This window comes from Vibrio sp. YT-18, assembly GCF_033337345.1.
Classification (GTDB): Bacteria; Pseudomonadota; Gammaproteobacteria; order Enterobacterales; family Vibrionaceae; genus Vibrio; species Vibrio alginolyticus.
The window spans coordinates 304,227-328,266 of record NZ_JAWOQO010000004.1; the positions used below are offsets into that span (position 1 = coordinate 304,227).

The window sequence follows — 24,040 nt, forward strand, 5'->3', positions numbered from 1 at the left end:
CTTTCTAAAAACGAATGAATCCGTCACTCCGACGAGCCTAGGCGAGATCAGGAATCTAATATCAACGTGCTGTGAAGCCAGAGAAAATCCCCTCTGCTACAGCACTTTTTGTTGGTAGATTCTGAATCACGCTCGTCCCTCGCTGTTCAGAATGACGAGCTTTGAGATTGGCCACCGCTCTTTCTAAAAACGAATGAATCCGTCATTCCGACGAGCCTAGGCGAGCTCAGGAATCTACTATCAACGTGCTGTGAAGCCAGAGAAAACTCCTCTGCCACAGCACTTTTTGTTGGTAGATTCTGAATCACGCTCGTCCCTCGCTGTTCAGAATGACGAGCTTTGGGATTAGCCTCAGTTCTTTCTAAAAAACGAATGAATCCGTCATTCCGACGAGCCTAAGCGAGATCAGGAATCTACTATCAACGTGTTGTGAAGCCAGAGAAAACTCCTCTGCCACAGCACTTTTTTGTTGGTAGAGCCTGAATCACGCTCGTCTCTTGCTGCTCAGAATGACGATATCTAGCATTCAGTAAATTACATCAAGCGGTCTTCATCACTACGACGGCAGCAATCACCACAAAGATACCAAACCAGCCGATTGGCTTGAGTTTCTGCTTAAACAGCAAGGCTCCACCCACTGCGGTACCCAAGATACCGATCGCACCCCAAGAGGCATAAGCAATGGCTAAGTCGATCTCTTTCACCGCTTGTGCCAACAGTGTGAATGCTGTCAGTACCAACACAATCGCCGCAATGCCCCAGCCTTTATATTTAAAGCCTTTTGAGCGTGTCAGCGCCATATTGGCCATGATATCGACCAAGGCAGCCATCACGACAAATCCAAATGACATCGTAAAAAATTGACTCATGATTCGCACCTTGTACTAGTAGAAAATGAACGTTCTTTTGCCGGTTTATCGGCATTTTTCTTGGCGTTAGGTTGACCATGTGATTCCCCTAAGGTCACACACACAATGCCAACAACGGCTAACATCAAACCAAACAATTCTTGATGGTTTAAGTTGGCATCAAAGGCGATGATCGACACCACGGTGATCAACGAGATACCTAACCCTTCCCAAACAGCGTATGCCACACCTATCGATATTTTCTTCGCGGCAAACGCGAGAAAGTAGTAAGAGATTGCGATCAGCACATACATTACGATGTAGCCCCACCACCCGTGCCCTTGTCCGATAAGAGACATAGTGCTGGTGCCAGCCACTTCGGCAACGATGGCGAGCAATAAAAATAGACGTGCAACTAGCATGATTAATCCTCCATCAGAAATTAAAAAAATGCATAACGGAGAATGGTGAATGCCGCGTACCTGTATCGACATTCAAAAAGTTAAAAAGATAAAAATGAGCCACTTCTCCTGACTATTTGAGATAAGGTTAGCGCTGGGTAGGAAAAAGAGACAGGTAATTGAGATATTCATTTTTGAATATCTTAAGAAGTAAGTTGTCTATGTAATCACACAATATTGATAAGGTTAAAGCATCTACTCTCATTCAGCCGATGCCATAAAGTGACATCACTGCGTAAAAATCAGCGGCGTATTGAGGGTTTGTCGCACCACTTTATGCAGGTGTCTGTGCAAAGGATGGTTGCGGTTGGTTTGAAGGAAACCGCCAGAGACAACAAACTGGCTAAACTCACGATTAACGGGTGGCATTGCGTAAGAGGCGAGTTCTGGCATCAACAATGCTGAGCTTTGACTGGCATACATAATCGCGTCGGTTTCTTGCAACATTTGGCAAGCCAAACGCAAATTATAGGACTTCAGTAACACTACTGGCTCATAACCCATGCGTCGATACTCGGACTCCACGGTACAAAGCGGTTTATATGACGCAGGCGCAGGCAAAGAGACGAGTGGTAGTTTGGACACCGTGTCCCAATCATTGCTGACTTTCGACAACGTTGGGTGGTTTTTGCGCGCCAAAATCACTCGTTTTTCAACGAATAACGGGCGCATGTAAATGTCTTTCGACAGCTCGGTCTCTTGGTCAAGAATGCAGTAATCGTGCTCGCCTTCTAACATTTCATCGTGCGAGTAAGTATTCCAGCTGGAAAAGGCAAAGTGCGCTTTGGGAAAGGCTCGATGACAACCAGTGAGCAGTCGCTGCCCTTGCTCATCCATCAAATAAGGGTCAGTTACAATCGCAATCTGCCCTTGGTATTGCAGTGGGTCGAACACTTCAAATTCTTGCACCACTTTTTCCAGTGGTGCAACCATATTGTCGAACTCGGCGGCGAGACGAATCGCCATGGGTGATGGCTCTACCCCATGTGCTTTACGCACAAAAAGCGGGTCATCAAACACTTGCTTCAACTTCATCACGCCGCGGCTAGCGCTCGGTTGAGAAATGCCAAGCTGCATTGCGGCCAGCTTGATGCTGCGGTTTTCCACCACGGCTTTTAATAAACGCATTAAGTTGAGATCCAATGCATCCAGCTGATGTGCCATACCCTAACCTACCAATACCATTGATGAGCGAATACAAAGAGCAGTTAACAATTAGTTAAACACTCTCTCCCGACGTGATCTGATAACCCATATCGAAGACTTTTTCTTCTTGCGTTTCGCCTTTCAGGCGCGCAATTAATAGCTCTGCGCTCTTTACACCAATTTGGAAACGCGGCGTATCAACGCTGGTCAGTTTCGGACTGATGGTTTGACCGATATCCAACGCGTTATAGCCCGCCACTGCCAATTGCTGTGGAACTTGAATGCCACGTTGCTGCGCACTCAGCATGGTGCCAATTGCGATGTCATCGTTGGTACAGAACACCCCATCGAGCGTTGGGTGCGTTTCCAGTGCGCGTTCGAGCAAATCATGCGCTAAAGAAAAACTAGAATGATCACCAGTTAATACATGTTTGGGTTCTAGCCCTGCTTCTGTCATCGCGCGATCGTAACCTTGCATCCGCAATTTGGTTCGCGTATCCAGACGCGCGCCAAAATAGACGATTGTACGCTTCCCCGTATCTAGCATCTGCTTAACCACGGTGTACGACGCATCTTCATGATCGAGTCCAACCGCCATATCAATCGGCTCCGATGGCAGTTCCATGGTTTCGACCACCGGAATGCCCGCATTTTTGATCATCTGTAATGTACGCGGCGTGTGATGGCTTTCAGTTAGAATAAGCCCATCGACTTGATAAGAGAGTAATGACGCGATCTTGCGCTCTTCTTCAAGCTCATCGTAGCTAAAATGCGCTAAAAGCGTCTCATAGCCATTGGCTTTGGTCACCATCTCTATGCCCTGAACAAAGGAAGCAAAAATTTGGTTGGACAAAGACGGCAGTAAAATACCAATGGCTTTACTGGAGGACTTTGACAACATCGCCGGTGCACGGTTTTCGATGTAACCCATCTCTTCAATCGCAGTCGCAATCTTGGCCCGAGTCTTTTCTGCCACCGATTCAGGGTTACGCATATAGCGTGAAACGGTCATCTTCGTGACGCCAACCTGGTCTGCGACATCCTGCAATGTCGTACGAGTTTTCTTATTCTGTTGAGCCATAAATATGTGATTTATCAGTAATGTTACAAGTAACATTATGACGAATAGACTCTCTGCCGACAAGTTCAGTGAAAATAATTCGCAAAATGAGATGAATATCAGTGGTAGAGCGTATTAGCAAACGCATCACAAAGAAACGCCACTTAAATAGCGATAATATTTGAGACCGCAAAAAAGCCCCGAACTCGGGGCTTTCTTCTATATTTTGACCGCAATATCTGAGTCGTTATTTCACGCACACCACGTTCAACAATGAGGTCCCGGTGAGCTGATTGGGCTCACGATCGGCGAACAAACCTTTCTTATCTTTGCCCCAATACGGCAGTTGCAGTGGCCATTGATTTTTTTCCATCACCCCAGACGCCCTCAGCGCTTTAAACTCTGCAGGGTTAGCTAAGTTCATACCCAGTTGCTGACATACTTTGTGCGAGTTTTCGTAGTTGAGGCGGTTCCACGGCTTACCATGTTCCATGTAAAACTGATTATGGTGATCGAGTAAATATGGGACCACGTACGTTTTGCCCTGCACTGAAGTTCTCAACCGAACTTCAATGTCATCATTTCCAGTGACAATTGGCTTCGCTTTGGTCTTAGCAACAGGCGTAGACGAAGAGCTATCACGCGAACTTTTTGCCTTGGTATCTGGCTTCTCTGCCCGCGCTTTAAAGGCGTCGGTATCAGCTCGCACAGCAGGAACTGGCGCGGGTTTCGGGGTCACCGTCGGTGTTGGCTTAACCGAAGATGCGGCTGATTTCGACGATACAGTAGATTTAGGTGTAGGTGGTGTTACTGGTTGTTTCGTCCCTTTCCCAACCACTCGGATGAACGCCTCTTTGTAATTCGACAAGGTTTTGACTCCTCGTAAGTCATCCCTCGCATCAGACAATGCCTTGTAAGGTCCAATCAAACAGCGATAGCCTTTGGATTCAGGCTTCATCCATACGTCAGTCGTGATTTTACTATAGAGAGGCTTAGCTTTCGCGAGAGACATAGGCTTGGGTAGCAATCCGCATTGAATCCAGTAAAGGTAGTTGCCCCCCTGCGGCACTTTCTTTCCCCATACTCCGTTACCAATTGGGCACGTTTTCTCAAGCATCGGTAATTCTTTCTCGCTGGCTTGAGTGGCTTGGCAAAGGAACTCCTCCGCCGATACTGGGCTAGAAAACTGGGCGCATACTAGCAACAAACCCAAAGCCAGGCTTGCTTGGAAGATACGAGATGGGTGTTGTGCCTTCTTCATTTCCATACACTTCACTCTAAATTAGTGGGTAAGGTCATTATGGCGGCAAAGCGCCAAAAAAATGTGAACAAAGAATAACTAGCAAAAAAAGAGCCGGAATTTGCATCCGGCTCTCAGTTTAGGAAGGAATTAAGTGAATTTACAACGCTTGGTGGGAAAATTCTTATCCTTTGTACAGTTTCGGGTTGAATACATCACGTAGCCAGTCGCCCAACAGGTTGATAACCAAAACCAATGTTACTAGCACGATGCCAGGGAAAGCAGTAATCCACCATGCACCAGAGAAGATGTAGTTAAAGCCGATGCTGATTAGCGCACCCAGTGACGGCTGATCGACTGGCAGACCCAAACCTAGGAATGACAGCGCCGCTTCCGACATGATCGCGTTCGCTACCTGTACCGTCGAGATAACCAAGATTGGCGATAGACAGTTTGGCAGAATGTGACGGAACATGATTCGCGGAGCTTTAAAGCCCATCACACGCGCCGCTTCGACGTATTCTTTCTTCTTCTCTGCCAATACCGAGGCACGAATAGTCCGTGCGTATTGCGGCCATTCAGCCACACCGATGATCACCACCAGCATCACCACCGCGTATTGGCTGTAAAAATCGCTGCCAAAGCTGGCTTTGAAAATGGCCGATACGATGATCGCCACCATCATGGTTGAGAACGATAGTTGAACATCCGCAAAGCGCATCAAGAAGCTATCGATACGACCACCGAAGTAACCCGCCGACAAACCAATGATGATACCCAGAATCAACTGAAGACCGACGGCTAAAAAGCCGATCGTCAAAGACAAACGAGAGCCGTAAAGAATGGTCGATAAAATATCGCGGCCTTGCTCATCAGTACCAAGAACAAAACGCTCATCGCCCTCTTCCATCCAAGACGGTGGTAGCTCTGAATCCATGATGTCGATAGACGTCAGATCGTACGGGTCTGTTGGCGCAAGAATCGGTGCAGCCAATGCCAATACTAAGAACATCATAAAGACGGTAAAACTCGCCATCGCCACTTTGTCGCGTTTGAAGTAATACAGAAAATCTGACTCTTTGAAACGCTGCCACGCTGATGGAGCAGGAGCTGGTGTTAAATTTGATTGGCTCATGATTAAGCTCCTTTTCCAGTTAGGTTCACAGTTGGGTTGATGATGCCGTACAGCAAGTCAACGATGGTATTGGTTACCACGAAGATCAGACCAACAAAGATAACGTAGGCAGTGATCAGCGGTGTATCTACACGGTTGATTGCCTCTAGGAAAAGGAAGCCAGTGCCCGGCCATTGGAACACGGTTTCAGTAAGAATGGTGTAGGCCACCATGGTACCAATCTGCACGCCACCTACCGTCAATACTGGTAGCATGGTGTTCTTAAGTGCATGTTGGTAATAAATCTTTTGTAAGTTCAAACCTTTTGCTTTGGCGAACTTAATGTATTCCGAACTCAGTACTTCCAGCATTTCTGAACGTACCAAACGGATGAACAACGGCAGCATGATAGACGCTAGCGCAATACAAGGTAGGATGAGGTGCTTGATACCATCAATGGTAAAGAAGCCAGATTCCCAACCGAGTACGTTAGCGGTTTCACCTCGCCCATAGGAAGGCAGCCAGCCGAGTTCGATGGAGAAGACGTACATCAGCATGATTGCGGTTAGGAACACCGGAATCGAGATGCCGACACTACTCATCGCCATAACAAATTTGGTAAAGACACTCTTCGGGTGAATCGCGGAATACACCCCGAGTGGTATAGAGAAAACGATAATGATGAGCGTCGCGCCAAACACGAGCTCTAATGTTGCCACCAGCTTATCGAGGATCACCTCAACCGCAGGTCGCTTGAAAAAATATGAGGTACCCAAATCACCTTGCAGTGCATTACCCACAAAGCGCGTGTACTTTGTGATAAAGGGATCGTTCAGGCCCAAGTCGTCGCGTAGCGCTTGACGCTCCGATTCCGAAACCGACTGACCTACAAGCTCACGCAGCGGATCACCCAGGTTGTCCTGAATGGCAAACGCCACCAAACTGATCACAAACATCACTATCAGTGCCTGAAACAGGCGCTTGACCAGAAACGAAAACATTCCTTGCCCCTTAACTATCCATAGATCTCTAAATTAGAGAGAAAATTCAGTCTAAATAACCCACTCAATCCGACTGAAACAAAACTGAGTCGAGTGCTTTAAGTTGAGGAGGGAAATCCATCCCTCCTCAAAGTCGACTAACCGTGATTATTCAACCACTAGGTCACCGAAGTAAGGCATTACCATTGGGTTAACGATGTCTGCCGCTTTCACGTTAGACTTCGCACCCCACGCTTCACTTTGCCAGTGTAGCGGTACGAATGCTGCGTCGTTGTATAGTGTTGCTTCTACACCTTTCAGCATTTCTGCACGTTTCGCAGGATCCGTTTCTACGTTCGCAGCTTCAACCACTTTGTCCATTTCTGGGTTTGAGTAGTAACCACAGTTGTACTGACCACGACCGGTTTCTTCGTTACGAGTCATCGTTAGGAACTCGTTGAAGTTCGCTGAGTCTTCTGTATCTGAGTGCCAACCGATCATCAGCATGTCTGCCGCACACTTGTCGAACTCTGGCCAGTATTGCGCTTTTGGCATGGTCTTCAGATCAACCTTGATACCGATCTTAGACAACATTGCCGCTGCCGCTTGTGCTACTTTCGCATCATTCACGTAACGGTTGTTTGGTGCGATCATCGTTAGCGTCAGGCCATTTTCGTAACCCGCTTCTTTCATCAGTTCTTTCGCTTTCTTCAAGTCGTAGCGAGGAACCAGTTTGTCATCGTGACCCACGTAACCTGCCGGGCTTTGCTGACCAGCAGCCGTTGCGAAGCCTTTCATGATTTTCTTCACGATACCTTCGTTATTGATTGCGTGAACAATCGCTTGGCGAACGCGAACGTCTTTCAATGCTTCGTTGCTGTTTTGGTTTAGTTGGAACGTGATGATACGAGTACCAGGTAGCGTAACTAGGTCGATGCCGTCAGCATCTTCAACGCGTTTGTGGTCGTTTGGCGCTACAGGGTGAATCATGTCAACACCGCCAGAAAGCAGCGCTGCTACACGAGTTGCGTCTTCTTTAATTGGCACAAGCGTTAGCTTATCAACGTTACCTTTCGACTCTTTGTCCCAGTAATCTTTAAAGCGTTCAAATTCCACTTTTACGCCCTGTTCACGTGAAGTCACAATGAATGGACCCGTGCCAGATACGTTAGTCGATGCAAATGAGTTACCGTGCTTCACTAGCTCAGACTTGTCTTTGCCGTCCGCAGTTTTGCCCGTGTAGAACTTGCTGTCCATTGGGAAAATGTACGTTGCGGTTTGCAGCACTAGTGGGTAAGGACCTTTAGTTACAAGATCGAACGTGTTGTCGTCAACTTTGACGATTTTTTCGTACGGGTCGAAGATGTTTTTAAAGTCAGGAGAGCTTTGTAAACGCTGGAACGTCCACACGACGTCGTCAGCCGTTAGAGTATTGCCAGAATGGAATTTCACACCTTCACGCAGTTTGAAACGAACAGTCGTATCGTTAATACGTTCCCAGCTTTCTGCTAGGCGAGGCTCGAAATCCATTTTTTGAGTAAAGCGAACCAACGGATCAAATACCATGTGTGACATTTGCAGTGTGCCACCTGATAGCTGCTCATGTGGGTCAAGCGATACTGGGTCAGCTGCATAGCCAACTTTGATATCTGCTGCCATTGCGTTAAAGCTTAGGCCCGCAGCCATTAGCGCCACTGCTAATTTGCTTTTCATGGTTTTCATTTGCATAACTCCTTCATGCGGGGATACGGATCCCTTGTTGTTGTGTTTGCGTCTTTGTTATGACTAAAGGTTAGCCAAGCGAATTGCTTGGTTTATGCCGTTTCGATCTCTTCTCGCAAGCCAGTAAACTCCGGCATCAGAGAAATCAATTTTTTGCTGTATTCGTGTTGAGGTGCCGTGAATAACTGTTCTGTTGGGGCCACTTCTAAAAGTGTACCCATTTGCATCACACCTACTCGGTCACACATCTGACGAATAACAGGTAAATCGTGGCTGATAAACAACATAGTCAAGTTCAGCTCACTTTGCAGATCTTTCAGCAAGTTTAGAATTTGTGCCTGTACCGATACGTCCAGTGCTGAGGTCGGTTCATCACAAATCAAAAGTCGAGGACGAGTCGCCAACGCACGCGCAATAGAAATACGCTGACGCTGACCACCGGAGAATTCATGAGGGTACTTAAGCCCAGCCATTCGACCCAAACCAACATGATCCAATAGGTCATTCACGATTTGGCGAGTTTCCGACTCGTTTTTCGTCAATTTATGGAAACGGATTGGCTCAGCAATAATATCGAATACCTTCATACGAGGGTTCATTGAAGTATATGGGTTTTGGAACACCATCTGCATTTGACGACGCATCGGGCGGCGCTCTTTCTCAGAGGTTAAAGCGGTCAGGTCAATGCCCTCGAATTTCACCTGACCAGAGTTAGGTTGGTATAAACCAGCAATCACACGTGCAATGGTCGATTTACCTGAACCAGACTCGCCCACCAAACCAAAGGTTTCGCCTTCGTGCACTTCAAAGCTCACATTATTAGATGCTTGCACGTATTCTCGGCGGCTCTCGAACAAAGAGTCTTTGGTCACAAAGCGAAGATTGACGTTCTTCACGTCCAAAAGCGGGCCAGTGTACTCACGCTCATCTTGGCTTTGTCCTAACCAGTGGTTCTTGATATCGAGTGGCTCCATTTCCGCCGCTTCTTCGATATAGCTTACTAACGGGAAACGATCTAGCTTTCTGTCTGAACGTGGTACCGCTGAAATTAGACTGCGAGTATAAGAGTGATCAGGATCGCCCAATACTTTGGCTGTTGGTCCAAACTCCACCAAGTCACCACGATACATTACCGCCACGCGATCGGTGACGTTGGAGACGACACCCATATCGTGAGTAACCAACATACAGCCGACATTGTTCTTGATACACAGCTCGCGGATCAAGTTGAGGATTTGGTCTTGGATAGAAACGTCTAACGCCGTAGTTGGTTCGTCCGCAATGATGAGATCAGGCTCACCAGCCAAAGCAATGGCAATGACAACACGCTGACGCATACCACCAGAGAATTGGTGCGGGTACTGCTTTAAGCGGTTTTCTGGTTGAGGAATACCAACCTGCTGCATAAGAGAAAGCGCGCGCTGATACGCCTCTTCATCAGAGACCTTCATGTTGGCGTGGATCGTCTCTTTCAGCTGTTGCTCAACAGTAAAAAGTGGATTGAGCGAGGTCATCGGATCTTGGAAAATAAAACCTATTTTCGAGCCGCGAACCTTACGCATCGCTTCTGGTGATAGGCCAGAAATTTTTTCTCCATCCAAGAAAACATCGCCGCTAGCAACGCGACCTGGAGGGCTAAGCAAATCAATAACGGCGTTACCAACGGTGGATTTACCCGCACCTGATTCGCCAACAACACCCACGATTTCACCACGTTCAATATGAAAAGAAAGTGACTTCACGGCAGCGTGAACGCCGTGTCGGGATGGGTATTCAATACGAAGGTTTTTCACTTCTAATAGTGACATTTCAGACCTCTACTGCCTTGTCTGTGGTATCGAATCATGCCAAAGGCACCATTCATCACCTGAATGAATCCGTTCAAATTCAGAATAATACTCTGAAATCTTAATGCGGAAATAATTTGGCAAAAATCACACAAAAAAGCAACAATTAAAGTATATTCCGCCGAAAAAACATTAAATAAACGCACAATTAGCGAATAAAAATTCATTAACAAGTATTTAACCATTTTCATATCACACTATTTTTGTGCGTCATGCACCAATAAAACTAGAAAAATGCTCTAAAAGTAAACATGAGCTAAACAAGATCATTAACCATATTATTCATGTGTATTTATTAACATTTAACAAACAATATCATATGCAAAAAGTGTTTTTTCAACATAAAAAACTATTAATAAAATAGTCGGCAAATACAAAAAGCCAAACTTAGGAAGAGAAAGGATAGGTCAAAACGTGAACAAAACAGCAAAACCACACAAATCCTGCTCCAACGCAGATTATGCGCCACTTAAGCGGTTTATTGACTAAGCAAAGGAAAGTACCGCTATCCTCATTCGTACGTCATAAGAAAACTCGCCGATTTTAACCCTTTACGACACAATTGAGAGTGGGATAATAGATGAACAGTGTCAAAGCCAAGCCGTAAATAAAAGGAGCCCCTGTGCTTAAAGCGATTTTTTTTGATATGGACGAGACTTTATGTGCAACGTCACAAGCCGATAAAGTTGCAGGACAAGCGTTTACAACTTGGATTCATAAGACCTACCCACAAGTTACCGAACCAAAAGCGTTTTTGCAGCGCTACTTGCAGGGTGTATACAAAAAGCTGAATGCTGAGTTCCCTCACCTTGTGGCTCTGCTACCCGATGAAAATGCCTTCCGTTGTGGCCTGATCCAAAACATCTTGGCGGAGCAAGGCGTCAGCATCACTGCAAAAGAGGCTCAACAAGCTCAAGACTACTTTGACTCTGCACGTATGGGCGCGTTCACCTTCTTCCCTGGTGTAAAAGAAATGCTCAGCGACCTTCGTCAACATTACAAACTCGTCGTGATCACTAACGGTCCGATTTTTTCTCAACACCCTAAATTAAACGCGACACAAATGAGCAACTGGGTGGACCATATTATTGTGGGAGGAGAAGAGCCAGAAGAGAAACCTGCTACAAGTATTTTCCAAAAAGCGCTCGACTTGGTCGAAGTAAAACCAGAAGAGGCTCTACACGTGGGCGACTCTTTACCTGCTGACATTGCTGGCGCTAACAATATGGGCATTTTGAGTGTGTGGGTGAATGCGACAGGCGCAAGCAACTCAACGGATATAACGCCAAGTTTTGAAATCCAAGAAACGGTAGAACTGAAAGAAATCCTTAAAACACTCGCCCAATAAAAGCAGCGGATTAGAAAACTACAAAACCCCAGACACTGCTCTGGGGTTTATTTTGTCAGCTCGAAAAGCATTTGGATCATAGGTGGTCAAAAGCCCCTAGAGCTGTACACTTTTGGGAAAAATTGAAATGGAATGCCGATTCTTTTCAGGAGAGATGCAAAAAAGCCCCAGTCTTTCGACTGAGGCTCTAAATAGCGGTCGGTGAAGAGCCGAATTCTAACTTCAGGCGAACCCCACTTGGGTTCAAATCCATTGATACATTACCGACTAATACAGTCCAAGCGAGATCATAAACTCTAAAACGACGAAAGCCTGCTAAAAAGCAGGCTTTCTAATAGTGGTCGGTGAAGAGGGATTCGAACCCCCGACCCTCTGGTCCCAAACCAGATGCGCTACCAAGCTGCGCTATTCACCGAACTGTATTTGCTGATTTTCTCAAATCAGACAGGACACTTCAACTAAGAAGTCACCTTAATTAATGGGGTGGCTAACGAGATTCGAACTCGCGACCACCGGAATCACAATCCAGGGCTCTACCAACTGAGCTATAGCCACCATCAATTTTTGCTGTTTACCGCTCTATTAGAGCCATAAACTAAATAGTGGTCGGTGAAGAGGGATTCGAACCCCCGACCCTCTGGTCCCAAACCAGATGCGCTACCAAGCTGCGCTATTCACCGACGATGTTTTATCTTGATTGAATCAAGATTGGGAGCAATGCTACCGCATTCAATCTAAAAAAGAAAGAATGGGGTGGCTAACGAGACTTGAACTCGCGACAACCGGAATCACAATCCGGGGCTCTACCAACTGAGCTATAGCCACCACTGATTTTTACCGATGTATCCTCCGAGGCAATGGTACGCCCGAAAGGATTCGAACCTTCGACCTTTGGCTCCGGAGGCCAACGCTCTATCCAACTGAGCTACGGGCGCATGCCCTATCGGCGGAGTGGAATAATACGGATATCACACTATGCCGTCTAGTACTTTTTTTACTTTTTTTATCGTTTGGTCTCTTTTTCGACAGTTATCTTCCGTTAAAGTGGATTTTTGATGTGATTCACGCCCTGTCATGGATAACTTGTTGTTTATTGCAACAAGTTATCGGGATATAATCACCCATTATTTACATTGATTTAACAGCTGCAACCAAGTTGTCTAATCATTCTATGCCATTCAGTGGAATTTAATGATTTCTCTGCTCGGCATTAATACTCTAACTATATAAATAGGTAAGTCACTTACCTCGGGAATGTGAAGTGGGTTTAATGGATATGTCTCGACAAATGATTAGCGTTTTGTTCGCTGCCTTAACGTTTTCTACGGCAGCTTTAGCTTCTGACATCAGCCAAACTGAATACGATGCGATCGCAGAACGCATCCAACCTGTCGGTGATGTTTATCTAGCGGGCTCTGAGCCAGTGAAAGAAGAACCAACCGGTCCACGTGATGGCGCCACAGTTTATGGTACTTTTTGTATTGCTTGTCACGCATCTGGTGTAAACGGCGCACCTAAAACAGGTAATGCCGATGATTGGGCACCGCGTATTGCACAAGGCAAAGATACGTTAGTGAAGCACGCATTAGAAGGCTTCAATGCGATGCCAGCCAAAGGAACCTGTATGGACTGTTCTGACGATGAAATCATCGCAGCAATTGACCACATGATTGAAGGTCTATAAGTAAAGACATCAACGAAAAAGGCTTGCCAGTTGGCAAGCCTTTTTGTTTTTAGTCAGTGAGAACAAGGTTACTTTACTTCTTAAACATTGCTCGAATATTGGCAATGTGTGCTTGACCTTTCGCCATACGCTCTTCTGCTGATACTGGCTTTTTGTTTACTTCCCATTCAACGTCATCAAATGGCAACTCATCCAAAAAGCGGCTTTGAGTCGGTTTGATCAACTCGCCGAACTGCCGACGCTCTTTGCACATAGTGAAAGTCAGTTCACGTTGCGCTCGAGTAATACCAACGTACATCAGGCGACGCTCTTCTTCCACGTTATCTTCATCAATACTGGTTTGGTGCGGTAAAATACCTTCTTCGGACCCAATTAAGTATACATATGGGAACTCAAGGCCTTTTGATGCGTGCAAGGTCATCAGTTGTACTGCATCACTGTCTTCATCTTCTTCACCGCGCTCCATCATGTCACGCAAGGTCAAACGTTGAACGACTTCTTTTAACGTTTTCTCTTCTTGATCGTAGTTGTCACCCTCTAGGTCCGCCACTATCCAGGAATAAAGGTCAGAAACGTTCTTCATTCTCATTTCAGCGGCTTTCGGACTTGCTGAAGTTTCGTATAGCCAATCTTCATAATGGATATCACGAACTAGCGAACGAACCGCTTCGACGGTATCACCACGCTCAGCTTGATCAGCAATCGCCACTAGCCATTGGGTGAAACGACGCAGGTTTTCTAGGCCACGTCCCGTTAGGTGCTGTTCGAGCCCCATTTCAAAGCTCGACTCAAACAGGCTCTTGCCTCGCATATTGGCATAACTGCCTAACTTCTCTAACGTCACTGGGCCAATTTCACGTCGTGGAGTATTCACAATGCGCAAAAATGCATTGTCGTCATCCGGATTAACCAAAACGCGCAAATACGCCATGATGTCTTTAATCTCTGCGCGCGCAAAAAACGAGGTGCCGCCAGAAATTTTATACGGTACGCGGTTTTGCATCAGAGACTTTTCAATCAAACGTGATTGGTGGTTACCACGATATAGAATCGCATAATCTTTATATTCGGTACGGTTTAGGAACTTATGCGCAATTAGTTCACCCGTTACGCGCTCTGCTTCATGCTCTTCATTTTTAGCCAACAACACTTTGAGTTTTTCACCGTCAGGAATTTCAGAGAACAAGGACTTCTCATAGACGTGAGGGTTGTTAGCTATCAAAATGTTGGCCGCACGCAGGATTCGACTCGTTGAACGGTAGTTTTGCTCTAGCTTAATCAAACGCAAATTCGGATAATCTTCACCCAGCAACACGAGGTTCTGAGGTTTCGCACCACGCCATGAATAAATAGACTGATCGTCATCCCCTACAACAGTCAATCGCCCACGTTCTCCGACAATTAATTTGACCAGCTCATACTGACTCGTGTTGGTATCTTGATACTCGTCAACCAGTAGGTAACGGATACGATTCTGCCAACGCTGACGAACATCTTCATGATTACGTAAGAGTAAAACGGGCATCAAAATTAGGTCATCAAAATCAAGCGCGTTATAGGCTTTCATTTGCTTTTGGTACATATCAAAACAGAACGCAAACAATTGTTGCTGTTCACCTTGCGCACGCGCTTTGGCTTGCTCTGGCGTCAACATGTCGTTTTTCCAGTTGGAAATACAACTCAGAAGCTGACGTAGCAGATCTTTATCACCATCAAGCTGCTTTTCGGTAAGTTCTTTGAGTAGCGCTAGCTGGTCTTGGTCATCAAACAGTGAGAAGCCCGCTTTCAACCCTAAATGCTTGTACTCACGCTTGATGATGTTCAATCCTAAAGTGTGGAATGTTGATACCATCAAACCTTTAGACTCACCTTTCCCTAACGTTTGACCTACACGCTCCTTCATTTCACGTGCTGCTTTGTTGGTAAACGTCACCGCCGCAATGTTACGCGCTTTGTAACCACATTGCTGAACCAGATAAGCGATTTTATTGGTAATAACACGAGTTTTGCCTGAGCCAGCACCAGCTAGCACTAGGCATGGACCAGACACGTATTTCACGGCTTCATCTTGACTAGGGTTCAGCTTCATAGAAATTCTCTGCGGGTGATGAATGTGGCGCCTATGATAAAGGGGTGGCCTCGTGAAAGCTATGCTGATTTCTTGTAATTTTCACACCAATTAAGTGCAATATTCTGTTGCATAAATGGCGGGTATTTAAGCTATAATGAATGAACGTTCATTCACTAAAGGGTGACATTATGAAGGATAACCCTGCTGTAGATAAACGAGAACAAATCTTAGTCGCTGCTGAACAACTCATTGCTGAATCTGGTTTTCAAGGGCTTTCCATGCAAAAGCTCGCCAATGAGGCAGGTGTCGCAGCAGGAACGATTTACCGTTATTTCTCAGATAAAGAACATCTTTTAGAGGAACTACGCCTTAACGTTGCTAAGCGTGTTGCTACTGCGGTGCAACTAGGTGTTAGTGAAGAGATGCCTTTAAAACAGCGTTATCGAACCATGTGGCTCAATATTTGGAATTTAGCGAGCTCGAACTTAAGTGCGATCAGCAACCGAGTCCAATATGAGTCTTTACCCTGTTCAAATAGTAGCAAAGCTCGGGAACTTGAGAGACAAATGTTTGCCCAAGTAGATCTTCTTTTTAATCAGGGTAAAGATGAGGGAGTATTCAAGCTTCTCGATAACGAAGTACTTTCTGGATTAAGTTTTGAGGCAAGTGTTGCACTTGCTCGGAAACACGCTTTGGGATTTTATCAACTGGATAAGACGGCATTAGAGGCCGCTATTGAAGCCAGTTGGGATGCAATTATTAAACACTAACTTGGAGTTCTTAATAGAATGAAAAAGTGGACTTTCTTTATGTTACTTATCGCCGTTCTCTTGTTCGGCAGCGTGATAGGTTTCAATTTATTTAAGCAACAAAAGATCGCTGAATACATGGCAAACCGTCCTGAACCTGAGTTCCCAGTAACCGTGACAGAAGTGCAAGCGGTGGATTGGGTACCAGTCATCGAGGCAATTGGTTTTATCGAGCCAAACCAAGGCGTGACGGTAGCGAACGAAACGAGCGGTGTTATCGATAAAATCGCGTTTGATTCCGGTACTCAAGTTAAATCGGGTCAGCCATTAGTGTTGCTTGATTCTGAAGTCGAAAAAGCAAATTTGAAGAGCTCGCAAGCTAAGTTGCCAGCGGCAGAAGCGAAATACAAACGCTACCAAGGCCTATTCAAAAAAGGCTCTATTTCTAAAGAAGCGTATGACGAAGCAGAAGCAAACTACTTCTCCTTAAAAGCGGATATTGAAAGCCTGAAAGCAACCATCGACCGACGCGAAATCAAAGCGCCATTTGATGGTGTGGTAGGTATTCGTAACGTGTACCTCGGTCAGTACCTACAGGCGGGCACCGATATTGTTCGCCTTGAAGATACCAGCGTGATGCGCTTGCGCTTCACCGTGCCACAAACCGATATTTCACGTATCAATATCGATCAAGAAGTGGATATCTTTGTTGACGCTTATCCAGACCAACCTTTCAAAGGGTCTATTTCTGCGATTGAACCAGCTGTAAACGTACAAAGTGGCTTGATTCAGGTTCAAGCGGATATCCCTAACAGTGACGGCAAACTACGTAGTGGTATGTTCGCGCGTGCAAACATCATTCTGCCTAAATTAGAAAATCAGGTCACGCTACCTCAAACCGCGATCACATTTACGCTGTATGGCGACAATGTTTACATCGTAACAGAAGAAGATGGCGAAAAACGCGTTAAGCAGCATGTGGTAAAAGTTGGCGAACGCTCTAAAGATATCGCACACATTCTAGAAGGCGTGAAGCCAGGTGATGTAGTGGTGACATCGGGTCAAGTCCGTTTGAGTAACCATGCGAAAGTAAGCATTGTCGAAAGCGATGCAACTACCCCACCTGCTGAAACACCAATGCTTTAAGTTGGAGGCATCATGCGCTTTACAGATGTTTTTATAAAACGTCCAGTTTTAGCGGTATCGATCAGCTTTTTGATTGCATTGCTTGGTTTGCAAGCGGTGTTCAAAATGCAGGTTCGTGAATACCCTGAAATGACGAATACGGTGGTCACCGTGACCACCAGTTACTACGGTGCAAGTGCCAACTTGATCCAAGGCTTTATTACTCAGCCATTGGAGCAAGCGGTAGCGCAAGCCGATAATATTGATTACATGACTTCGCAATCGGTACTGGGTAAATCGACCATTACTGTCAACATGAAGTTGAATACTGATCCAAATGCGGCGTTGTCTGACATTCTGGCGAAAACCAACTCGGTACGTTCACAGCTACCAAAAGAAGCCGAAGACCCAACCGTAACCATGTCGACAGGTTCGACAACGGCGGTACTGTACATCGGCTTTACGAGTGACGAGTTATCTTCAAGCCAGATCACTGACTACCTTGAGCGTGTAATCAACCCGCAGTTGTTCACCGTAAACGGTGTGTCCAAAGTTGACCTGTATGGTGGTATGAAGTACGCACTGCGCGTATGGCTAGATCCTGCCAAAATGGGCGCTTTGAAGTTGACCGCAACCGATGTGATGAGCGTTCTTAACGCCAACAACTACCAATCTGCAACCGGTCAAGCGACGGGTGAGTTCGTGCTTTATAACGGTAGCGCAGATACTCAGGTATCAAACGTTGCTGAACTTGAAGCATTGGTCGTGAAAACTGGTGAAGGGGATGTCATCCGCCTAGGTGATATCGCTAAAGTAACGCTAGAGAAGAGTCACGACGTTTATCGCGCAAGTGCAAACGGTCAAGAAGCTGTGGTTGCAGCGATCAACGCAGCGCCAAGTGCTAACCCAATCAACATTGCAGCAGACGTACTTGAACTGTTGCCTCAGCTCGAGCGCAACCTACCAAGTAACATCAAAATGAACGTAATGTACGACTCAACTATCGCCATCAACGAATCGATTCATGAAGTAGTGAAAACGATTCTTGAAGCAGCAGTAATCGTACTTGTGGTTATCACACTGTTCCTAGGTTCATTCCGCGCGGTAATCATTCCTATCGTGACCATCCCACTTTCATTGATTGGTGTGGCAATGGTGATGCAGGCAATGGGTTTCTCTTGGAACTTGATGACGCTACTGGCGATGGTGCTTGCCATCGGTCTAGTGGTGGATGACGCGATCGTTGTACTAGAAAACGTTGACCGTCACATCAAAGAAGGGGAATCGCCATTCCGAGCTGCAATCATTGGTACGCGTGAAATTGCGGTTCCAGTTATCGCGATGACATTGACGCTAGGTGCAGTGTACGCGCCAATCGCATTGATGGGTGGTATCACCGGTTCATTGTTCAAAGAGTTCGCTTTGACACTGGCAGGTTCAGTATTCGTATCCGGCATCATCGCTTTGACACTATCACCAATGATGTGTTCGAAGATGCTAAAAGCGAACGAGAAGCCAAGCAAGTTTGAGCAAAAAGTTCACCATATCCTTGATGGCATGACCACTCGTTACGAAGGCATGTTGAAAGCGGTAATGGCTCATCGTCCGGTTGTTATTGCGTTTGCAATCATTGTATTTGCAAGCTTACCGGTCTTGTTCAAGTTTATTCCTAGCGAACTAGCACCATCTGAAGATAAAGGTGTGGTCATGCTGATGGGTACCGCCCCATCAAACGCGAACTTGGACTATATCCAAAATACCATGGATGACGTAAACCAAATACTCTCAGATCAACCGGAAGTGGAATACGCACAGGTCTTTAATGGTGTACCAAACTCAAACCAAGCGTTTGGCCTAGCAACATTGAAGCCTTGGAGTGAACGAGAGGCAAGCCAATCTGAAATCACGAAACGTGTGGGTGGCCTAGTATCAAGTGTACCTGGTATGTCTGTCACTGCATTCCAAATGCCAGAGCTTCCAGGTGCAGGCTCAGGTCTACCTGTTCAGTTTGTAATTACAACACCAAATAGCTTCGAGAGCTTGTTTACTATCGCTAGCGATATTCTAACCGATGTTGCAAGTAGCCCAATGTTTGTCTATTCCGACCTGGATTTGAACTACGATTCAGCAACGATGAAGATCAAGATCGATAAAGACAAAGCGGGTGCCTACGGTGTGACTATGCAAGACATTGGCATCACCCTCAGCACGATGATGGCAGATGGTTATGTAAACCGAATCGACCTGAATGGCCGCTCGTATGAGGTGATCCCTCAAGTTGAGCGTAAATGGCGTCTAAACCCAGAATCGATGAAGAACTACTATGTACGCTCTGTGGATGGTAAAGCGGTTCCATTAGGCAGTCTGATTACCATTGATGTGGTGGCTGAGCCTCGCTCTTTGCCACACTTCAACCAGCTAAACTCAGCGACTGTGGGTGCAGTACCATCGCCTAGTGTTGCTATGGGTGACGCAATCGACTGGTTTGAGAATATTGCACAAACCAAGCTGCCTGCAGGCTATAACCACGATTACATGGGTGAATCTCGTCAGTTTGTAACGGAAGGTAGTGCCTTGTATGCAACCTTCGGTCTTGCACTTGCGATCATCTTCCTCGTTCTGGCGATTCAATTTGAATCACTCCGCGACCCTATTGTCATCATGGTATCTGTACCTCTGGCAATCTGTGGTGCCTTGATCGCATTGGCCTGGGGTACAGCCTCGATGAACATCTACTCGCAGGTTGGTTTGATCACGCTGGTCGGCCTAATAACCAAGCACGGTATCTTGATCTGTGAAGTAGCCAAAGAAGAGCAGTTACATAATAAACGGTCTCGTATTGATGCGGTGATGGAAGCTGCGAAAGTGCGTCTTCGCCCTATCCTAATGACCACTGCTGCGATGATCGCAGGTCTTATCCCGCTGATGTACGCAACAGGTGCAGGTGCCGCGCAACGTTTCAGTATCGGTATCGTCATCGTTGCTGGCCTTGCAATCGGTACACTGTTCACACTATTTGTACTACCTGTGATTTACAGCTACCTAGCTGAAAAACACAAACCTCTGCCAGTATTTGTTGAAGACAAAGACTTGGAGAAGTTAGCGCGAGTTGACGAAGCGAAAGCAGCTCATCGTGAATTAGCGGATAACAGATAAGCTATTAAGGCATTCAAAAAGGTCACTTCGGTGGCCTTTTTTATTGCCGCTCTCTTTTTTGCCATCTAAGTGGCGACTTTCACGTATCATTTACTTAAAATGAGGACAAATCAAAAGGAGTTTTAGCCACTATGTTTGACCCAAAGAAATTAGAGCAAATTGCTAAACAGATTCACGACTCAATGCCTCAACCTGTAAAAGAGTTGGGCTCTGATGTCGATCAGAAAGTTCGTCAAGTAATCCAAGGCCAGCTAAACAAGCTAGATGTTGTAAGTCGCGAAGAGTTTGATGTTCAAACTCAAGTTTTACTACGTACACGTCAAAAGCTAACAGAAATGGAACAGAAGTTGGCGCAACTTGAAGAAAAGCTTGCTGAAAAATAAGTATCAAAGCGCTCCTCACAAAGGAGCGTTTTTCTTATCGGCGCGCAGATAAATCGGCTAAAAACAAAAAGGCTTGGTCAACGGCGACCAAGCCTTTTGATTAGATGTTGTGTTTTATTTTGTATTTATCACTCCAGTCTGCCTGGAGTTTATCTACTGCGTTACTTGAGACTAAGTAAATTACGCTGTATTAAGGTTTCATTTCTAGGAGAAGGCGCGGACTTTACGATAGTAAACGAGCACCTTCGACACCGAAATGGAGCCTTAAGGCCAGTCATTTAGCCGCCCACCGCGATACGCTTCATATCAGTCATGTAACCACGTAGCTCTTCACCGATGTACTCTACAGGGTGGTTACGGATTGTTTCATTCACAGCGATAAGAGTCGCGTTATCCACTTGGTTAGATGTTTCACCTAAACCTTTACCAATTACGTCAGTATTTACGGCTGGCATAAACTTCTCACGTAGAAGCGGCGTTGCTACGTTAGCGAACAGGTAGTTACCGTATTCCGCAGTGTCTGAGATAACCACGTTCATCTCGTATAAACGCTTACGTGCGATAGTGTTTGCGATAAGTGGCAGCTCGTGTAGAGACTCGTAGTAAGCAGACTCATCGATGATGCCAGATGCCGTCATCGCTTCGAATGCTAGCTCAACACCCGCACGAACCATAGCAACCATCAAGATACCGTTATCGAAGTACTCTTGCTCAGAGATTTCTACGTCAGTTTCTGGGTAGTTTTCGAAAGCAGTTTCACCTGTTTCTGCACGCCAGCCTAGTAGATTTGCATCGTCGTTTGCCCAGTCAGCCATCATAGTGCTAGAGAAGTGACCGGTGATGATGTCATCCATGTGCTTGTTGTATAGCGGACGCATCAGTTCTTTTAGCTCTTCAGAAAGCTCAAATGCTTTCACTTTTGCAGGGTTAGTTAGGCGATCCATCATGTGAGTGATACCACCAAACTTCAGTGCTTCAGTGATGGTTTCCCAACCGTATTGAAGAAGCTTACCAGCGTAGCCAGGATCGATACCATCAGCAATCATCTTCTCGTAACACACGATAGAGCCAGCCTGTAGCATACCACAAAGGATAGTTTGCTCACCCATTAGGTCAGATTTCACCTCAGCAACGAAAGAAGACTCTAGACAGCCAGCACGGTGACCACCGGTTGCTGCTGCCCAAGCTTTCGCGATATCCCAACCTTCACCTTTTGGGTCGTTCTCTGGGTGAACAGCGATAAGAGTCGGTACACCGAAACCGCGCTTGTATTCTTCACGAACTTCCGTACCTGGACATTTAGGTGCAACCATTACTACCGTTAGGTCTTTACGGATTTGCATGCCTTCTTCAACAACGTTGAAACCGTGAGAGTAACCTAGTGCTGCGCCTTCTTTCATCAACGGCATTACCGTCTCAACAACGTTTGTGTGCTGCTTATCTGGAGTAAGGTTTACTACTAGATCAGCTTGTGGAATTAGCGTTTCGTAGCTACCTACCTCAAAACCGTTGTCTTTTGCGTTTTTGAATGACTGGCGTTGCTCATCAATCGCGGCTTGGCGAAGCGCATAAGCAACGTCTAGACCAGAGTCGCGCATGTTCAGACCTTGGTTAAGACCTTGAGCACCACAACCTACAATGACTACTTTCTTACCTTTCAGATAATCCGCTTCTGAAGCGAACTCACTGCGGTCCATAAAACGACAACGACCTAATTGGTCCAACTGCTCGCGCAAGTTTAGGGTATTGAAATAATTAGCCATCTGGGTGCTCCTTTGAGATTCTTCCATTGAGGTCAGTAATTGCCTTACCGAATAACTTCATACTAAAACAGACATGAGATTGCTTAAAGTGATATATTCACAATTAGTTATTGCAATTTATGCAACATGGAAATGAAAATTTAATGAATATCAAAAGCCTGCAACTTTTCATTCATCTCTGTGAGAGTAAAAGTTTCGCCAAGACCGCAGCGGCAATGCATATTAGCCCTTCAGCCTTAAGCCGACAGATACAAAAATTAGAGGAGGAAACCAGCCAACAATTGTTTTTACGCGACAACCGTAGCGTTGATTTAACTATCCAAGGTAAAAAGCTAGTCCCAGTAGCCTTAAAGATTCTTGGCGAATGGCAGCAGTATCAGAGTCACCTGAAGGGAACCGAGGATGAATTGAAAGGAGAAATCCGTCTCTTTTGTTCTGTTACTGCAAGCTACAGCCATCTTCCGGAGCTAATCTCTGACTTTCGTATTCAGAACCCTTTCATTGAGTTCAAACTATCAACCGGCGATCCAGCTCAAGCGATCGACAAAATACTAGCAGATGAAGCCGATATTGCCATATCAGCCAAGTCAGAACAGATGCCAAATAAAATCGCATTTGAAACGATCAGTGAAATCCCACTTTCTGTCATCGTACCTGTTGGGGTTAGTGCGTTTGCTGAAGAGCTACAAAAAGAAAAACCAGACTGGTCGGTCATTCCATTCATACTCCCAGAAGCAGGAACGGCAAGGGACAGGGCCAATACTTGGCTCAAACAAATGAAAATAAAGCCAAAGATCTACGCACAAACCTCCGGACATGAAGCCATCGTAAGTATGGTTGCATTGGGGTGTGGAGTAGGTATCGCACCTGATGTTGTAATCAACAACAGTCCGGTAAGAGAAAAGATAAATCGTTTAAAAGTCTTACCAATTAAACCTTTTAAACTTGGTGTTTGCTGCAACAAAACTCAGCTGGAGAATCCGCTTGTTAAAGCCTTTTGGAAGGTTGCAGAGAGCAAGTATATCGCACCTTAGATGAACACTTTTTAGGTATAAAGTGAGCTAATTTTAAAACTCTATAGATGCAAAAAAGCCCGCTCTTTCGAGCGGGCTTCTTAAATTTAAAGCCTGGCGATGTCCTACTCTCACATGGGGAAGCCCCACACTACCATCGGCGCTATTTCGTTTCACTTCTGAGTTCGGCATGGAAATCAGGTGGGTCCAAAACGCTATGGTCGCCAAGCAAATTCTTTAATTCGGAAAGCTGTTTTTTAATTCTCGTTCTTACACATTCAATGTTCTTTCATTGAGTCCATCAAAACCCCTTGGGTGTTGTATGGTTAA

18 protein-coding genes, 5 tRNA genes and 1 rRNA gene are annotated in these 24,040 nt (G+C 45.8%); 7 read left to right on the forward strand and 17 right to left on the reverse strand.

Annotated elements, in window-relative coordinates; all coding sequences use genetic code 11:
• Positions 1–539: 539 nt before the first annotated feature.
• The 9 genes from R7M72_RS08260 to R7M72_RS08300 all read right to left on the reverse strand — a co-directional run bounded on the left by R7M72_RS08260 (position 540) and on the right by R7M72_RS08300 (position 10,379).
• On the reverse strand, positions 540–869 hold the full coding sequence (locus R7M72_RS08260) for an SMR family transporter (RefSeq protein WP_005478614.1): 330 nt from the start codon (positions 867–869) through the stop codon (positions 540–542).
• Complete coding sequence (locus R7M72_RS08265) at positions 866–1,270, reverse strand: SMR family transporter (protein ID WP_005379135.1); 405 nt, start codon at positions 1,268–1,270, stop codon at positions 866–868. Before R7M72_RS08265 ends, R7M72_RS08260 begins: the two co-directional genes overlap by 4 nt.
• Positions 1,271–1,537: 267 nt before the next feature.
• The gene (locus R7M72_RS08270; RefSeq protein ID WP_005379132.1) at positions 1,538–2,473 is read right to left on the reverse strand and encodes a LysR family transcriptional regulator; all 936 of its coding nucleotides are present in this window, start codon (positions 2,471–2,473) and stop codon (positions 1,538–1,540) included.
• 55 nt (positions 2,474–2,528) lie between these two features.
• Entirely contained in the window at positions 2,529–3,536 is a 1,008-nt protein-coding gene (locus R7M72_RS08275; protein WP_017636149.1) for a substrate-binding domain-containing protein, read from the reverse strand.
• Positions 3,537–3,762: 226 nt separating this feature from the next.
• A complete protein-coding gene (locus tag R7M72_RS08280; protein WP_017636150.1) occupies positions 3,763–4,782 on the reverse strand; it encodes an SPOR domain-containing protein in 1,020 nt (339 codons plus the stop codon).
• A gap of 157 nt (positions 4,783–4,939) precedes the next feature.
• Complete coding sequence (locus R7M72_RS08285) at positions 4,940–5,890, reverse strand: ABC transporter permease (protein ID WP_054730225.1); 951 nt, start codon at positions 5,888–5,890, stop codon at positions 4,940–4,942.
• A gap of 2 nt (positions 5,891–5,892) precedes the next feature.
• Entirely contained in the window at positions 5,893–6,870 is a 978-nt protein-coding gene (locus R7M72_RS08290; RefSeq protein WP_005379110.1) for an ABC transporter permease, read from the reverse strand.
• Between the two features lie 147 nt (positions 6,871–7,017).
• Positions 7,018–8,571, reverse strand: a complete 1,554-nt coding sequence (locus R7M72_RS08295) for an ABC transporter substrate-binding protein (protein WP_005379109.1) — start codon at positions 8,569–8,571, stop codon at positions 7,018–7,020.
• 92 nt (positions 8,572–8,663) lie between these two features.
• Complete coding sequence (locus R7M72_RS08300; RefSeq protein ID WP_005379108.1) at positions 8,664–10,379, reverse strand: dipeptide ABC transporter ATP-binding protein; 1,716 nt, start codon at positions 10,377–10,379, stop codon at positions 8,664–8,666.
• A 661-nt stretch (positions 10,380–11,040) separates the two neighbouring features.
• On the opposite strand from R7M72_RS08300, the gene R7M72_RS08305 reads away from it, so the two are divergent.
• Complete coding sequence (locus R7M72_RS08305) at positions 11,041–11,766, forward strand: HAD family hydrolase (protein ID WP_005379107.1); 726 nt, start codon at positions 11,041–11,043, stop codon at positions 11,764–11,766.
• A 338-nt stretch (positions 11,767–12,104) separates the two neighbouring features.
• Here R7M72_RS08305 and R7M72_RS08310 read toward each other — a convergent pair.
• The 5 genes from R7M72_RS08310 to R7M72_RS08330 all read right to left on the reverse strand — a co-directional run bounded on the left by R7M72_RS08310 (position 12,105) and on the right by R7M72_RS08330 (position 12,701).
• Positions 12,105–12,181 (reverse strand) — tRNA-Pro (locus R7M72_RS08310).
• Positions 12,182–12,245: 64 nt separating this feature from the next.
• Positions 12,246–12,321: transfer RNA gene (locus R7M72_RS08315), tRNA-His, on the reverse strand.
• A 48-nt stretch (positions 12,322–12,369) separates the two neighbouring features.
• Positions 12,370–12,446, reverse strand: a tRNA-Pro gene (locus tag R7M72_RS08320).
• A 69-nt stretch (positions 12,447–12,515) separates the two neighbouring features.
• Positions 12,516–12,591, reverse strand: a tRNA-His gene (locus R7M72_RS08325).
• A gap of 33 nt (positions 12,592–12,624) precedes the next feature.
• A tRNA-Arg gene (locus R7M72_RS08330) sits at positions 12,625–12,701 on the reverse strand.
• Positions 12,702–13,036: 335 nt separating this feature from the next.
• Here R7M72_RS08330 and R7M72_RS08335 point away from each other — a divergent pair.
• Positions 13,037–13,450: a c-type cytochrome gene (locus tag R7M72_RS08335; RefSeq protein ID WP_005384252.1), complete on the forward strand. Its 414-nt coding sequence runs from the start codon at positions 13,037–13,039 to the stop codon at positions 13,448–13,450.
• A gap of 73 nt (positions 13,451–13,523) precedes the next feature.
• Here R7M72_RS08335 and rep read toward each other — a convergent pair whose 3' ends face one another.
• Positions 13,524–15,539 carry a DNA helicase Rep gene (gene rep / locus R7M72_RS08340; RefSeq protein WP_005379104.1) on the reverse strand — a complete coding sequence of 672 codons (2,016 nt, stop codon included), beginning with the start codon at positions 15,537–15,539 and terminating at the stop codon, positions 13,524–13,526.
• 170 nt (positions 15,540–15,709) lie between these two features.
• Between rep and R7M72_RS08345 the strand changes: the two genes are divergently transcribed.
• The 4 genes from R7M72_RS08345 to ubiK all read left to right on the forward strand — a co-directional run bounded on the left by R7M72_RS08345 (position 15,710) and on the right by ubiK (position 20,934).
• The gene (locus tag R7M72_RS08345) at positions 15,710–16,291 is read left to right on the forward strand and encodes a TetR/AcrR family transcriptional regulator (protein WP_005384254.1); all 582 of its coding nucleotides are present in this window, start codon (positions 15,710–15,712) and stop codon (positions 16,289–16,291) included.
• An 18-nt stretch (positions 16,292–16,309) separates the two neighbouring features.
• Positions 16,310–17,416 carry a multidrug efflux RND transporter periplasmic adaptor subunit VmeC gene (gene vmeC, locus R7M72_RS08350; protein WP_005379101.1) on the forward strand — a complete coding sequence of 369 codons (1,107 nt, stop codon included), beginning with the start codon at positions 16,310–16,312 and terminating at the stop codon, positions 17,414–17,416.
• A gap of 12 nt (positions 17,417–17,428) precedes the next feature.
• Positions 17,429–20,551, forward strand: a complete 3,123-nt coding sequence (vmeD, locus tag R7M72_RS08355; RefSeq protein ID WP_005384257.1) for a multidrug efflux RND transporter permease subunit VmeD — start codon at positions 17,429–17,431, stop codon at positions 20,549–20,551.
• Positions 20,552–20,682: 131 nt separating this feature from the next.
• Entirely contained in the window at positions 20,683–20,934 is a 252-nt protein-coding gene (gene ubiK / locus R7M72_RS08360; RefSeq protein WP_005379099.1) for a ubiquinone biosynthesis accessory factor UbiK, read from the forward strand.
• Positions 20,935–21,212: 278 nt separating this feature from the next.
• On the opposite strand, the gene ilvC is transcribed toward ubiK, so the two are convergent.
• Positions 21,213–22,697 (reverse strand): ketol-acid reductoisomerase, encoded by a 1,485-nt coding sequence (gene ilvC, locus R7M72_RS08365; protein ID WP_005379098.1) that lies wholly within the window; start codon positions 22,695–22,697, stop codon positions 21,213–21,215.
• A 143-nt stretch (positions 22,698–22,840) separates the two neighbouring features.
• Here ilvC and ilvY point away from each other — a divergent pair, with 143 nt between their 5' ends.
• Entirely contained in the window at positions 22,841–23,731 is an 891-nt protein-coding gene (ilvY, locus tag R7M72_RS08370; protein ID WP_005379097.1) for an HTH-type transcriptional activator IlvY, read from the forward strand.
• A gap of 91 nt (positions 23,732–23,822) precedes the next feature.
• Here the strand turns inward: ilvY and rrf are convergent.
• Positions 23,823–23,939: ribosomal RNA gene (rrf, locus tag R7M72_RS08375) — 5S ribosomal RNA — on the reverse strand.
• Positions 23,940–24,040: the final 101 nt, after the last annotated feature.

Excerpts from the sequence above, each read along its gene's own strand:
- R7M72_RS08280 (WP_017636150.1), bottom strand. The coding sequence starts at position 4,782 with ATGGAAATGAAGAAGGCACAACACCCATCTCGTATCTTCCAAGCAAGC.
- rep (WP_005379104.1), bottom strand. The coding sequence starts at position 15,539 with ATGAAGCTGAACCCTAGTCAAGATGAAGCCGTGAAATACGTGTCTGGT.
- R7M72_RS08260 (WP_005478614.1), bottom strand. The coding sequence starts at position 869 with ATGAGTCAATTTTTTACGATGTCATTTGGATTTGTCGTGATGGCTGCC.
- vmeD (WP_005384257.1), top strand. The coding sequence starts at position 17,429 with ATGCGCTTTACAGATGTTTTTATAAAACGTCCAGTTTTAGCGGTATCG.
- R7M72_RS08295 (WP_005379109.1), bottom strand. The coding sequence starts at position 8,571 with ATGAAAACCATGAAAAGCAAATTAGCAGTGGCGCTAATGGCTGCGGGC.
- vmeC (WP_005379101.1), top strand. The coding sequence starts at position 16,310 with ATGAAAAAGTGGACTTTCTTTATGTTACTTATCGCCGTTCTCTTGTTC.
- R7M72_RS08290 (WP_005379110.1), bottom strand. The coding sequence starts at position 6,870 with ATGTTTTCGTTTCTGGTCAAGCGCCTGTTTCAGGCACTGATAGTGATG.
- R7M72_RS08300 (WP_005379108.1), bottom strand. The coding sequence starts at position 10,379 with ATGTCACTATTAGAAGTGAAAAACCTTCGTATTGAATACCCATCCCGA.
- R7M72_RS08345 (WP_005384254.1), top strand. The coding sequence starts at position 15,710 with ATGAAGGATAACCCTGCTGTAGATAAACGAGAACAAATCTTAGTCGCT.
- R7M72_RS08270 (WP_005379132.1), bottom strand. The coding sequence starts at position 2,473 with ATGGCACATCAGCTGGATGCATTGGATCTCAACTTAATGCGTTTATTA.
- ubiK (WP_005379099.1), top strand. The coding sequence starts at position 20,683 with ATGTTTGACCCAAAGAAATTAGAGCAAATTGCTAAACAGATTCACGAC.
- R7M72_RS08285 (WP_054730225.1), bottom strand. The coding sequence starts at position 5,890 with ATGAGCCAATCAAATTTAACACCAGCTCCTGCTCCATCAGCGTGGCAG.
- R7M72_RS08265 (WP_005379135.1), bottom strand. The coding sequence starts at position 1,270 with ATGCTAGTTGCACGTCTATTTTTATTGCTCGCCATCGTTGCCGAAGTG.
- ilvY (WP_005379097.1), top strand. The coding sequence starts at position 22,841 with ATGAATATCAAAAGCCTGCAACTTTTCATTCATCTCTGTGAGAGTAAA.
- ilvC (WP_005379098.1), bottom strand. The coding sequence starts at position 22,697 with ATGGCTAATTATTTCAATACCCTAAACTTGCGCGAGCAGTTGGACCAA.
- R7M72_RS08275 (WP_017636149.1), bottom strand. The coding sequence starts at position 3,536 with ATGGCTCAACAGAATAAGAAAACTCGTACGACATTGCAGGATGTCGCA.
- R7M72_RS08335 (WP_005384252.1), top strand. The coding sequence starts at position 13,037 with ATGGATATGTCTCGACAAATGATTAGCGTTTTGTTCGCTGCCTTAACG.